The organism is Hymenobacter sp. BRD67 (assembly GCF_013256425.1).
Classification (GTDB): Bacteria; Bacteroidota; Bacteroidia; order Cytophagales; family Hymenobacteraceae; genus Hymenobacter.
In genome coordinates, this window is sequence record NZ_CP053904.1 from 3,664,653 (window position 1) to 3,676,679 (window position 12,027).

The 12,027-nt window shown below is 61.5% G+C and carries 11 protein-coding genes; 8 read left to right on the forward strand and 3 right to left on the reverse strand.

Annotation, left to right across the window (positions count from 1 at the left end; genetic code table 11):
• Nucleotides 1-12: 12 nt before the first annotated feature.
• Entirely contained in the window at nt 13-1,668 is a 1,656-nt protein-coding gene (locus GKZ67_RS17080; protein WP_173244728.1) for an FAD-dependent oxidoreductase, read from the reverse strand.
• Nucleotides 1,669-1,746: 78 nt separating this feature from the next.
• Complete coding sequence (locus GKZ67_RS17085; protein ID WP_173244731.1) at nt 1,747-3,147, reverse strand: sensor histidine kinase; 1,401 nt, start codon at nt 3,145-3,147, stop codon at nt 1,747-1,749.
• 91 nt (nt 3,148-3,238) lie between these two features.
• On the opposite strand from GKZ67_RS17085, the gene GKZ67_RS17090 reads away from it, so the two are divergent.
• From GKZ67_RS17090 to GKZ67_RS17100, 3 genes are read left to right on the forward strand one after another with little or no spacing between them, the layout of a single operon-like run.
• Entirely contained in the window at nt 3,239-3,394 is a 156-nt protein-coding gene (locus tag GKZ67_RS17090; RefSeq protein ID WP_173244734.1) for a hypothetical protein, read from the forward strand.
• Nucleotides 3,346-4,545: an AAA family ATPase gene (locus tag GKZ67_RS17095; RefSeq protein WP_173244737.1), complete on the forward strand. Its 1,200-nt coding sequence runs from the start codon at nt 3,346-3,348 to the stop codon at nt 4,543-4,545. The genes GKZ67_RS17090 and GKZ67_RS17095 overlap by 49 nt, the downstream gene beginning before the upstream one ends.
• Nucleotides 4,542-5,588, forward strand: coding sequence for a 5-methylcytosine restriction system specificity protein McrC (locus GKZ67_RS17100; protein WP_173244740.1), 1,047 nt, complete (start codon nt 4,542-4,544; stop codon nt 5,586-5,588). Before GKZ67_RS17095 ends, GKZ67_RS17100 begins: the two co-directional genes overlap by 4 nt.
• A 97-nt stretch (nt 5,589-5,685) precedes the next feature.
• Here GKZ67_RS17100 and GKZ67_RS17105 read toward each other — a convergent pair whose 3' ends face one another.
• A complete protein-coding gene (locus GKZ67_RS17105) occupies nt 5,686-5,976 on the reverse strand; it encodes a hypothetical protein (RefSeq protein ID WP_173244742.1) in 291 nt (96 codons plus the stop codon).
• Nucleotides 5,977-6,119: 143 nt separating this feature from the next.
• Between GKZ67_RS17105 and GKZ67_RS17110 the strand changes: the two genes are divergently transcribed.
• The 5 genes from GKZ67_RS17110 (at nt 6,120) to GKZ67_RS17130 (ending at nt 11,986) form a co-directional block, all read left to right on the forward strand.
• Entirely contained in the window at nt 6,120-6,716 is a 597-nt protein-coding gene (locus GKZ67_RS17110) for a sigma-70 family RNA polymerase sigma factor (RefSeq protein WP_317172175.1), read from the forward strand.
• Between the two features lie 92 nt (nt 6,717-6,808).
• Nucleotides 6,809-7,966: a S1C family serine protease gene (locus tag GKZ67_RS17115; protein WP_173244745.1), complete on the forward strand. Its 1,158-nt coding sequence runs from the start codon at nt 6,809-6,811 to the stop codon at nt 7,964-7,966.
• A gap of 306 nt (nt 7,967-8,272) precedes the next feature.
• The gene (locus GKZ67_RS17120; RefSeq protein WP_173244748.1) at nt 8,273-9,976 is read left to right on the forward strand and encodes a DUF1800 family protein; all 1,704 of its coding nucleotides are present in this window, start codon (nt 8,273-8,275) and stop codon (nt 9,974-9,976) included.
• An 88-nt stretch (nt 9,977-10,064) separates the two neighbouring features.
• Entirely contained in the window at nt 10,065-11,639 is a 1,575-nt protein-coding gene (locus GKZ67_RS17125) for a DUF1501 domain-containing protein (protein ID WP_173244751.1), read from the forward strand.
• A gap of 110 nt (nt 11,640-11,749) precedes the next feature.
• Nucleotides 11,750-11,986 (forward strand): hypothetical protein, encoded by a 237-nt coding sequence (locus GKZ67_RS17130; RefSeq protein ID WP_173244754.1) that lies wholly within the window; start codon nt 11,750-11,752, stop codon nt 11,984-11,986.
• The last annotated feature ends 41 nt before the right edge of the window (nt 11,987-12,027 follow it).

Below are 12,027 nucleotides of genomic sequence, written 5' to 3' on the forward strand. Positions count from 1 at the left end.
ATTAATTATATATTACTCGTCCAGGTACTGGTGCACAAATTTGATGGCCATACTGCCTTCGCCCACGGCCGAAGCTACGCGGGCCATGGCCCCGGAGCGCCCATCGCCGGCTGCAAACAGCCCCGGCACGCAGGTTTCCAATAGATAGGGCTCGCGGTCTTTTTTCCAGGCCGTTTTGTAGCGCGGGTCGGCTACCAGGTCGCGGCCGGTGAGCAGGTAGCCTTTGGGGTCGCACATAGCCAGCTGGCATATCCATTCGGTGCTGGGCTTGGCCCCGATGAACACGAAGAGTGCCCGGGCGGGACGCTTTTCGGGCTGGTGGCCTTCCTGCTCAATAACTACGGCATCGAGGGCCTGCTCGCCGCAGGCTTCGCGCACCTGGGTCCGCGGCAGAATCTCGATGTTGGGCGTCTGACTAATCTGCTCAATAAGGTAGGCCGACATGCTGGCGGCCAGGCTTTCGCCCCGGATAACAATAAATACCCGCGAGGCATAGGTAGAGAGGTACATGGCCGCCTGGCCCGCCGAGTTGCCCCCGCCAATAATGTACACTGGCTGGGCGCTGCAGCTGCGCGCCTCCGTGCGGGCGGCCCCGTAGTACACGCCGGCCCCGCTAAGGCGGTCGAGTCCCGGTGCATTAAGAATGCGATAGCTGACGCCCGTGGTGAGTACTACAGCGCGGGCTTTAACCTCCGTATCATCGCTCATGGTCAGCACTTTGTAGCCATCCTGCACGCAGAGGCTTTTTACTTCCTGCGGCGCCATAAACTCGGCCCCGAGGCGGGTGGCCTGGGTCCAGGCACGGTGAGCCAGCTCGGCCCCGCTCACGCCAGTAGGAAAGCCCAGGTAGTTTTCGATGCGCGACGACGAGCCGGCCTGCCCGCCCGGCGTCTGGCGCTCGATGATGAGCGTTTTTAACCCCTCCGAGGCCCCGTACACGGCGGCCGCCAGCCCGGCCGGACCCGCCCCGATAACCACCACATCGTACAGTTCCTGCTTGGCATCGACGAGCAGGCCCAGATGCCGGGCCAGGTCGAGCTTGTTGGGCTTGGCCACGGCCTTGCCATCGGGGCAGATGACGACCGGCAGGTCTTCCGCTTCAAATCCATTGGCTTTGAGCAATACCTTGGCCTCGGCACTTTGCTCAAAGTCAAGCCATTGGTAGCCTACCATGTAGCCGCTCAGGAAATCCTTCAGCTCGTGCGAGAGCGGCGACCACTGAAAGCCAATCAGCCGCAGGCCCGCGAAGGCTGGCTGGTACGAGGCTTGCCAGCTGGCCAGCAAATCGTGCAGCGTAGGGTAAAGCAGCTGCTCGGGCGGGTCCCAGGGCTTGAGCAGATAATAGTCGAGCTGCGCCGAGTTGATGGCTTTAATGGCCGCCGTCGTATCGGCATAGGCAGTGAGCAGCACCCGCTTAGCTTCCGGAAACAGCTCGCGGGCGCGGGTCAGTACCTCCACGCCCTCCACCTCGGGCATGCGCTGGTCGGCCAGTACCAAAGCCAGCGGCTCGGCGCGGGCGCGCAGCTCGGTAAGGGTCGTCAGGGCTTCGGGCCCCGAGTTGACGCTCAGAATACGGTAGTCTTTGCGAAACTCCTGGCGCAAGTCGCGGGTGATGGCTGCCAGCACCTGCGCGTCGTCGTCAACCGTCAGAATAATAGGCTTTTTCATAAACTGGTCCAGGGTAAGCTAGTACTTACCGTAGCGTAATAGGCTGAATAGCAGTTGCTTTTTCGGGCAATGGGCCGCTTACGCGCCCTTACCCGGCAGCCACACCGCAAGCTCGGTGCGGCCGGGCTCCGACTTTGCTTCCAGGCGGCCGCCGTGCTCCTGCACAATGCGCCGGGCAATATCAAGCCCCAGGCCGCTGCCTTCGCCGGCGGGCTTGGTTGTGTAAAAGGGCTCGTACATATGGGCCAGCACTTCGGGCGCAATGCCGCTGCCATTGTCGATAATGCTGACGCAAACGCCATCGGCTTCCTTTACCGCCTGCACCGTAAGTACGCCACCACTCGAGGGCAGGGCATCAATGGCGTTATCCAACAAATTGGTCCACACCTGATTAAGCTGGCCCACTTCGCCCAGCACCGTCGGCAAATCGGGGCCATAGGTACGGATAAGCTTCCCGTTCTTTTGCCGCAGGGCGTGGTCAAATATATTAAGAGTACTATCTAACCCACTGGTTACGGCCAGCAGCTCGCGCCCGCCGGCGCGGTCCATGTGCGAGTAGGTTTTAACGTTGCCTACCAGGGTGCTGATGCGCTGGCTGGCCTCATGAATGTCGTGGGTAAGGCTCAGCGCGGAAAGGTGGCTTTCGAACCACGCCAGGGCCGGCGGGCGCGCCGGCGCGGGCAGCGACGCCACCAGCGGGGTAAGGGTGGCCGCGGTGTAGCCAGCATCGAGCAGGCCGGGCGCCAGGGCAAAGCCATCGGGGCAGCCCTGTGCTTCCAGCCAATCGGCCAGCTCGTCTTCGCAGTCGGCCCGGTCCAGGGCCGAGCGCACCGGCGCAGCTTCGGGCAGGCTGCCGTAGTTCAGCAGAGCCGCTACGGCTTCGGCGGGCGGGCAGGCCGCCAGCAGGTTGGTGAGCAAAAAGGGCTTTTTTTTCAGCGCCTCGTTCAAGGCAGCCGATGCGCGGGCAATAGCTGCCGCGGGGTTGTTCAGCTCGTGGGCCAGGCCTGCCGACAGCTTGCCCAGCGCCCGCAGCTTATCGTCGCGCTCCTGGCCCCGCACTTCGTCGCGGGCGCGGTCGCTCATCACGGCTACCAGGCGCTGCACCAGTTCGGGGCTTACCTGCTCCAGGGCCGGGAACTGGGTGCGCGGCAGCAAAAACAGCTTGGTGCTGCCTACCGCAACGCCCTGCCCGCGAAATACTTGTAGCCGCGAATAGGGTAGCACGCCGCTGAGATAGCCGGCCTCAATGCGAAAAATCGGCTCGCGCTGGCCGTTGTCGAGGCGGTAGTATTGCATTGTGCCTGCTACTACGGCTATCATTACATCGGCCGGGTCGCCGGCCCGCACCAGTATCTCCCCATCGGCGTACTGGCGCAACTCACCCGCTTGCAGCAGCCAGTTTAGCACGTTGGCGGGCAGGCCCTGAAACGCAATAATGCCACTGAGCGCGGCGGGGTCGGGAGGAAGTTGCTGAGCCATACCCAAAGTAACTACCCAATGTTGTTGAAGGAGCCGGCACCCGGCGGCGGCAACCCGCGTAAGTGCTCCGCAGCAGCTGTTCTTTTGCACCGTGACCACCGTCTCTTCTACCCCGCCCGCCCTCTCCCTCACCCGCGAGCAAGTACTACGCGCCCTGCGGCTGGTAGAGCGCGAAGGCCGCCGCCTGCCCCGAGCACGGTGTATGAGTTGCTGTATCGGGGCCGGCGCTATCCGCCCCGCGCCGTAGCCGAGCTGGCTTATCGCCTGGCGCAGTCCGACCCGCAGGCGCGCTGGCCTCACCCGGCCGGCCAGCCAACCAATGCGCTGCTCGAAGCCCTCGATTTTACCATTGCCGCCAAGCGCCCTATTCTCACTGCCGGCTCTTCGCACGACCAGGGCCAGGCCGCCGAGCAACAGGCCGAAGACCTGTACACCGGTCCGGCAACGCCGGTCAAAAACGGCGCTTCGGTAGTGGCCGAGCCCGCGTTGGCGTACGCTGCACCTGCGCCCGCTTATACCCGGCCGGAGGCGCTGGCCGAGCTGTTTATCTCTGAAAATGAGCTGGATGCTGCCCTGGCCGGCCTGCGCCGCCGCCAGGCTTTGCTGCTGCAAGGACCGCCCGGCACCGGCAAAACCTACCTGGCCCGCCGCCTGGCCTGGCTGCTGCTGGGCGCCCGCGATGAGCAGCGTATTGAGCTGGTGCAGTTTCATCCCAGCTATGGCTACGAAGACTTTATGCTGGGGTTCCGGCCTGGGGCCAAGGGACAGTTCGGGCTGGTGCCGGGGGTGTTGCCCCTGCTGTGCCAACGCGCCGCGGCCGACCCCGAACGCCCTTATTTTTTGCTGATTGATGAGCTTAACCGGGGCAATGTAGCCCGTATTTTCGGCGAGCTGCTCTTGCTGCTGGAGCCCGATAAGCGCGGTCCGGCGCATGGCCTGCGCCTGCCCTACGCGCCGCCCGAGGCCCCCCGCTTTTTTGTACCGGCCAATCTATATCTTATTGGCACGCTCAACCTGGCCGACCGCTCGCTGGCCCCGCTCGATTATGCTTTGCGCCGTCGCTTTGCCTTTGTGGCCATGCAGCCGCAGTTTGGGGAGGCCCTGCGGCGTATAGTAGAAAAAGCAGCTATTCCGAAAACCCTTATCGACTTGCTTACTGAGCGCATGGCCGCTCTCAACCAAGTGATTGCCGCCGACCCTGAGCTGGGCCCCGACTTTGAGGTAGGCCATAGCTACTTCTGTACCCCGCCCAGGCAGCCTGCCGAGGCCAGCGAATGGCTGCGGCTGATTTTTGAGCAGGAAATCGGCCCTTTGCTGGCCGACTACTGGCGCGAGCAGCCTGACAAAGCTGCTGCCCAGCTGCGTAAGCTGCTGCACGACTGGCCTCTGCCCGCATGATTCCACTGGCCACGCTCTATTACTTGCTTTGCTACGCCTGGCAGCGCCTGCCCGAGCCTGCCGTGCTGCAAGCCAGCGAGGCGGCGCCCTTTCATCGCCCGCTGGAGCTGCTCACGCAAATGCTGCTGCACGCCACCCGCCAACTGTTGCGCACCGGCCTGCCACTGGCATTTATGACTACGCAGCAGGAAGGAAGTGAGCTGCGCGGGCGCATCGAGCTGGCCCCGACGCTCGGACGGGGGCTGTTGCCCCAGGGCCGCGCCGTGTGCAGCTACGACGAGCTAAGCGCCAACCAGCCGGTGTACCAGCTGCTCGCCGGCACGCTGGCGCTGCTGGCCCCGCACCCCGGCCTAGCGCTATCGCTGCGCCGCGAGGTGAACCAGGTACGCCGCCGCCTGCCGGCCAGTGTGCAGGCACTGGCCCCGTCGGCCGCGCTGTTTCCGGCGTTGCGCCGTCAGCGGCTGGCCTCGGCCGAGGCATTTTTACTGCATATCTGCGAGCTGATTTATGACACTTCCCTACCGGCTCCGGCCGCGGGAAGCCGGGGCCGCTTCACCGATTTTCGCCGCGATGAGCGGCTGATGGCCCGCATTTTTGAGCAGGCGGTGCGCAATTTTTACCGCCGCGAGCAGCGCCGCTACCGGGTGTTTGCCGAAACTATCGGATGGCAGGCCGAAGCTGCTTATGCGCCCGACCTGGCCCTGCTGCCCACCATGCTCACCGACACTACGCTGGATAGTCCTACCCGCAAAATAGTGCTCGATACCAAGTACTACGCCGCCGCGCTCCGCCCCCGCTACGACCAGCAGCGCCTTATTGCCCCGCACTTGTACCAGCTCTATGCTTATCTGCAAAACCTGCGACCGGCTCCTGGCCAAAAGCTCGAAGGCATACTGCTTTATCCTGCCGGCCCCGCTCCGACAGCAGTAGTCAATGTACGCTACACGCTGGGCGGCCACCCGGTCCGGATTGTTACCCTCAACCTGCACGAGCCCTGGCCCGCCATAGCGGCCGCGCTGCTGCGGCTCATCCAGGAGGAATGAGTTGAGCAAAAATTTCTTGCTCAACAGAAAAAAGGCCTGCGCATTGCTGCGCAGGCCTTTCAAACCAGAAACTACGCCGGGCTAAGCCCGGCCGTAATTACTTCTTAACTTCAGTCGTAGTGGTGCTGGTGCCAGTAGTGGTAGCAGCGCCGGCAGCAGGAGCCGTGGTAGCAGCACCGGTAGTGGTGGTAGCGCCAGCAGCCGGAGCAGCAGTAGCATCAGCGCCAGCAGCAGGAGCCGTGGTGGTAGCGGTCGAGTCGGTGCTGGTGGTCGAGGTAGCCTCGGTGGTAGCAGGAGTCGTGGTGGTTTCGGTCGTAGCGGTTTTCGACTCGCACGAAGCCAGGCCTACAGCCAGGAACAGGGCAGATACTTTCAGCAGGTTGTTCATCTTGAGGTAAATTTGAAAGGGATTTAACAAAAATCTGCCCTTTATCCTCGAACGGCTGCCAGGTAACCCAGCCGTTTGAAAAAAATTTAAAATTTTTATGCTGGGTTACAAATGCCATCTTGTGGCATTAACCCCCGAAGCGAATGAACATGGATAGCACTACGGCGCTGGCGGCCGATGCCCACCTCATCCGAGCCATTCAGGGTGGCGATGAGCGGGCCCTCAGCCAGCTCTACCGCTTGCACTGGCCGATGGTGTCGCATTTCGTGCTGCAAAACAGCGGCTCGGAAGACGATGCCCGCGACGTGTATCAGGAAGGCGTGATGGTTTTTTATGAGAAGGTACGCGAAGGCTCGCTGGAGCTGAGCTGCCAGATTAAAACCTACCTCTACGCCGTGTGCCGCCGCCTGTGGCTCAAGCGCCTCACCACCAAGAGCCGGCTGCACGGTGTGCGCCTGCTCGACGAGGAAGAGTACGGCCCTTACCTAAACACCGGGGCCGAAGACGACTTGCAGGAAGCTGAAGAGCGCGACCGGCGCTTTGCCACCATGAGCGAGGCGCTTACCCACCTGGGTGAGCCCTGCCGCTCGCTGCTCGAAGGCTTTTACCTGCTCGAAAAATCGATGCTCGACCTCACGGCGGAGCACGGCTACACCAACGCCGACACCGCCAAAACCCAGAAGTACAAGTGCTTAACGCGTTTGAAGAAGTTGTTTTTTGCCAGTTATAAAGAAGTTTAATCTGGTGCTTAGCGTGTAGTATCTGGTGCTTGGGTCGTTAGAACGGACCCTGGTTAACCCAGCTACTACGCACCAGGTACCAGCACCAAAAGATGCAAACCGAAGCCGATTACTACGCCCTATTCGAAGCTTACCAGCGCGGTGAGCTGGCGGCTGGTGCCCGGGCCAGCCTGGAAGCCCGGCTTAGTGCCGAGCCCCGGCTGCACCAGCTCTACACCGAGTACGTGGAGCTGACGGGCACCCTGCTTGCCTACGGCGAGCGCCGCCGGGCCCGCCATACTATCAGCGCGCTGCACGAGGCTATGCTGGCCGCCGAAACCACTCCGGCTACCGAGGTGGCCTCGCCGCTCACGTATTCAGTAAACCCTATACTGCGCATTTCGCGCACCGAGCGCAAGCTGCGCGAGTTTTGGAGCGGCCACCGCGCTACGGTTGGTGTGGCCGCTTCGGTAGCGGTACTGGCAGTATTCAGCACCTTGCTGGGGTTAAACCTGTGGCGCGCTGCCAATACGGAGCCTTCCAACGGCTACCGGATGCTGCGCCTGGAAGTGGCGCAGCTGAAGCAAAGCCAGCGGGCGCTTACCCGCAAAGTAGCCAAAACCAGCGGAGTACCGGCTGCACCAGTCAACAATGGTAAGTTCAGCGGTACGGGCTTCGCTCTCACCGCCGATGGCTATCTCGTTACCAGCTCGCACGTTATTCAGGGAGCCGACTCGCTCCTGATTGAAGGCCGCGACCACCAGCGCTACCACGCCGAAACCGTTTATACCGATGCCAAGCATGACCTGGCCATTCTGCGCATCAAGGACAGTGGCTTCGACGGCTTTGGCAAATTGCCCTACACCTTTAAAGGAGGTCAGGCAGATATAGGGGAAAGAGTATATACCCTCGGCTATCCCCGCGAAGACGTCGTATATGGCGAGGGTGCGCTTAGTGCCCGCTCGGGCTTCAACGGCGACACGGCTTTCTACCAGGTGAGTATTCCGGTGAACCCCGGCAACTCGGGCGGCCCGCTGCTTGATGAGCGCGGCAACCTTATCGGGGTAGTAAGCGGCCGGCAGGATGATGCCCAAAGCGCCGCTTTCGCCACCAAGTCGTCGTACCTGGTGCGCCTTGTCGATTCGCTCAAAAACCGGCAGCCGGTGCAGCCCTACCACCTGCCCCGCACTAATCAGCTGACCGGGGCGGCCCGCGCCCAGCAAGTAAAACGGCTTCAGGACTTTGTGTTCGTGGTAAAAGTGTACGAATAACCTTTTCTCTCCTTTTTCTGCTGGTAACTAAAAGCCTCATCTTTCGGTGAGGCTTTTTTGCTGTACCATCCGATGAACGTAGTAGCCAGCGCTACCGCGGTAACACTACAACACGCTGGAGCCGGCCTTCAGAAGCTGGTTGAGCCCGGGTATCCAGTAGCCTGAGGGCTTCGGCTTCTCCTCAACCGGGGTGCCAGGCGCGGGCATTCGCGCGAGCAAATAAAAAATTGTTAGTCAGCGATTAAACCCTCAACCATCACCAGTATCTTTAGGCAGCAAACGCATATCGCATGTTCGCCGCTGCTTATGAACCGCCGAGCTTTTCTCCGAAAACATCCGCCGCTTCCAGGCGCAGCTTCTGCGGCCGGAGCCCTGGTTGCCGACCCACCCGAAACCGTTAGCCCGTTTGCCAACAAAAAGCTGCCGGCTCGCACTACTTCCTCTACGCTGGCTCCTTATAGCGGGGCCTGGGGCCCGGACCAGGCAGCTCACCTGCTGCGCCGCTGCCTGTTTGGGCCAACGCGGGGCGAAATCCAGGCAGCGGCGGCTTCGACGCTGGCGCTGGTGCTCGATGGCCTCCTCACTGTGCCGGCTGCACCCGCCGCGCCGCTCAACGTGAATGCACTCGACACCACTGTACCCATCGGCCAAACCTGGGTGGGGCAGAGCTTCGACCAGACGCTGGAGGGCGCGCGCCGAACGTCGCTGCGCGACTGGTGGCTGGGCCAGCAGCTTATGCAGGGGGTGTCGCTGAGCGAGAAGATGACCCTATTCTGGCACAACCACTTCGTTATCGAGTTTAGCACCATCAATAGCGCGCAGTATGGCTACGAGTACGTACGCCTGTTGCGGCAGCAGGCGCTGGGCAACATCCGGCAGCTTACGAAAGATATTACCATCACCCCGGCCATGCTGCGCTACCTTAATGGTAACGCCAGCACCGCTGGCGCGCCCAACGAGAACTTCGCCCGCGAGCTAATGGAGCTGTTTACGCTGGGCAAAGGGCCGCTTATTGGCGCCGGCAACTACACAACGTATACCGAAGCCGACGTGCAGGCAGCGGCTAAAGTCCTGACCGGCTGGCGCGATAACCCCGCCACCGTGAGTGGTTATTTTACGGCCAGCCGCCACGACAGCAGCATCAAGCAGTTCAGCAGCGCCTTCGGTAACGCTCACATTGCCCCTAATGGCGCCTCAGAGTATCAGGACCTGATTGACTTGATTTTCCTCCAGCCCTCCACGGCCGCGTTTCTGGTACGCAAGCTCTACCGCTGGTTTGTTTATTATGTAATTGATGCGCAGACAGAGAGCGACATCATTCAGCCCCTGGCCACGCTGCTGGTGCAGCATAACTACGACGTTGCCCCGGTGCTGCGGGCGCTGCTCGGCTCGCAGCATTTTTTTGATGTGGCTAACGTAGGCTGCCTGATTAAAAGTCCGTTGGATTTTACCGTCGGGGTGTGCCGGCAGTTTGAGCTGGCATTTCCACCAGCTAGTAGTCCGGTAGCCCAGTACGGCATGTGGGAGCAGCTGTACTCCGCGGCTTACCTGCAACAGCAGCCGCTCGGCGACCCGCCCAACGTAGCGGGCTGGGCCGCCTACTACCAAACGCCGCAGTACCACGAGCTGTGGATAAATGCCGTGACGCTGCCCCGCCGCAATCAAACCACCGACCTTTTCCTGAGCACTGCCGGCTACACCCGCAATGGCTTTACCCTTAAGGCCGACCTGGTAGCCTGGGTGCAGGCCCTGCCGGCCACCACAGCCCAGAACCCCAACCTCGTCATTGCCGAGTTTGCCCAATTGATGGTTCCTATTGTGCTCACAACCAATCAGCTGGATTTTTTGAAAAGCGCGCTCCTGCCTGGCCTGCCCGATTTTGAGTGGACCAGTGAGTGGAACCAGTACCTGGCCGCTCCTACCAACACGGTCAAGCGCAACACCGTGGCTGGCCGGCTTTCGGCCATGGCGCGGGCGCTCGCTGGCCTGGCTGAGTATCAACTATCGTAGGGCATGGCTGGCCCCGCGAATGACCCGGCTGAGTGTCGTTCCATTTAAACGTTTTAGCGACGGGCGGGGCAAGCCCCACCCCTACTTTATGAAGCGCCGCGACTTTCTCCATACCACTACCGCTGCCACCACAGGCGTAGCCCTGCTCAGCGGCTTTCCTATCGGAGCCTACGGCTACTCGCCCGAGCTGGCGGCCCTTACCAACGCTGCCACTGTTACTGATAAGGTATTGGTAATCGTGCAGCTGCAAGGGGGAAACGACGGGCTGAACATGATTATCCCCGTCGACCAGTACGCGGCCCTGATGGTGGCGCGGCCTAGCCTGGCGCTGCCCCAGAACCAGGTGCTGCCCCTTACAGCCGCTACGGGTATTCACCCGGCAATGGCTACTGCGCAGCAGCTTTTTAAGAATGGCCAGCTGGGTGTGGTGCAAAGCGTAGGCTATCCTAATCCTAACTTTTCACACTTTCGGGCCACCGACATCTGGACGTCGGGCTCCAGCTCCGATGTGGTATGGACTACCGGCTGGGGCGGGCGCTACCTCGACGGCGAGTTTCCAGACTACCCCACTGGGTACCCCAGCGCGCAGAATCCCGACCCGTTGGCGGTGAGCATTGGCTCGGTCGTGAGCAACTGCGTACAGGGACCCGCGGTAAACATGGGCATGGCCATTGCCAGCACCACCAGCTTCTACCAGCTACTTAGCGGGGGCACGGATGCCGTGCCCCCAACCTCGGCCGGCCACGAGCTGGCATTTATCCGCGAGGTAGTGAGCCAGACGCAACTGTACACTACCACCATTCAGGCCGCAGCGGCCAAAGCTAAAAACCTATCGCCACTCTACCCGGCCACCGGCCAGAATACGCTTGCCGACCAGCTTAAAATAGTGGCGCAGCTCGTAGCCGGTGGTCTGAGCACCCGCATTTACGTGTGCCAGCTGGGCGGCTTCGACCTTCACTCGCTACAGGTGCCGGCCACGGGCAGCACCACTACCGGCGCGCACGCCACGCTGCTGGGCAAGCTGGCCGATGGCATCAACGCCTTCCAGGACGACCTGCGGCGGCTGGGCGTGCAGGACCGGGTAATCGGCATGACCTTTTCAGAGTTTGGCCGGCGCATCAAGGCTAATTCGGGGCTGGGCACCGACCACGGCGCGGCGGCGCCGCTTATTGTGTTTGGCTCGCAGGCCAATCCTATCGTGTATGGCCCCAATCCGCAGCTACCCGCCAACGCCGGCGTCAACGACAACGTGCCCATGCAGGTCGACTTCCGCAGCGTGTACACCAGTATTCTCAAAGACTGGTTTCAGGTAACGCCGGCTACGCTCAACCAACTGTTTGGCCAGAGCTTTCCCTACGTGCCGGTTATCAAATCAAATGCCCTGGCCACAGTCAGTGCTAACCCGGTGGCGGGTTTCAGTGTGTATCCCAACCCGGCTGTCGACCAGGCCACCGTCGTTTTCGAGAGCCAGGGCGAGCCGGTACAGTTGGTGGTGCTCGACGGCCTGGGCCGAGAGGTAAGCCGCGTGGTTGATGGCCGTACGCTGGGCCTGGGGCCTCAACACGTGCCGGTAGTGGTGCGCGGCCTGGTTCCCGGCGCTTATCATTGCGTAGTGCGCGAGGGCAGCCGCAGCAGCTCGCTGGTGCTGGTGGTGGCAGAATAAGCCAAGCAATTAGTAAGCTGCACAGGAACGCCTGACGGCTTTTTCCGTAGAAGCTCCTAACGGCTGACTACCGGCCGCTCCTACCAATTCACCACTCACTCGCTTTTCTCATGGCTGACCAGCTGCAACAAATCGAAAATATCTTACCCGAAGACATTGCCCGCACATTTGAAGCGGCCGTGAATGTATTTCAGGGCAAATCGGAACACATGGATGACCTGCTCAAGAACGGCGGCACACTGTTGCGCAAGGCCTCCAAGAATTTCACACCTACCCAGATGGTTCTCGGCGTGGCAGCCCTGGCCGTCGTAGCCATCGTGGTTATTAACCGTGCCGCGCAAGAATAGTCAGCCGTCAGGTTAATTTCTCCAAGCGCAAAAGCGAGTCA

Coding starts and splice junctions, on each gene's coding strand:
- GKZ67_RS17080 (WP_173244728.1), bottom strand. CDS start 1,668: ATGAAAAAGCCTATTATTCTGACGGTTGACGACGACGCGCAGGTGCTG.
- GKZ67_RS17085 (WP_173244731.1), bottom strand. CDS start 3,147: ATGGCTCAGCAACTTCCTCCCGACCCCGCCGCGCTCAGTGGCATTATT.
- GKZ67_RS17110 (WP_317172175.1), top strand. CDS start 6,120: ATGAACATGGATAGCACTACGGCGCTGGCGGCCGATGCCCACCTCATC.
- GKZ67_RS17120 (WP_173244748.1), top strand. CDS start 8,273: ATGAACCGCCGAGCTTTTCTCCGAAAACATCCGCCGCTTCCAGGCGCA.
- GKZ67_RS17115 (WP_173244745.1), top strand. CDS start 6,809: ATGCAAACCGAAGCCGATTACTACGCCCTATTCGAAGCTTACCAGCGC.
- GKZ67_RS17105 (WP_173244742.1), bottom strand. CDS start 5,976: ATGAACAACCTGCTGAAAGTATCTGCCCTGTTCCTGGCTGTAGGCCTG.
- GKZ67_RS17125 (WP_173244751.1), top strand. CDS start 10,065: ATGAAGCGCCGCGACTTTCTCCATACCACTACCGCTGCCACCACAGGC.
- GKZ67_RS17130 (WP_173244754.1), top strand. CDS start 11,750: ATGGCTGACCAGCTGCAACAAATCGAAAATATCTTACCCGAAGACATT.
- GKZ67_RS17100 (WP_173244740.1), top strand. CDS start 4,542: ATGATTCCACTGGCCACGCTCTATTACTTGCTTTGCTACGCCTGGCAG.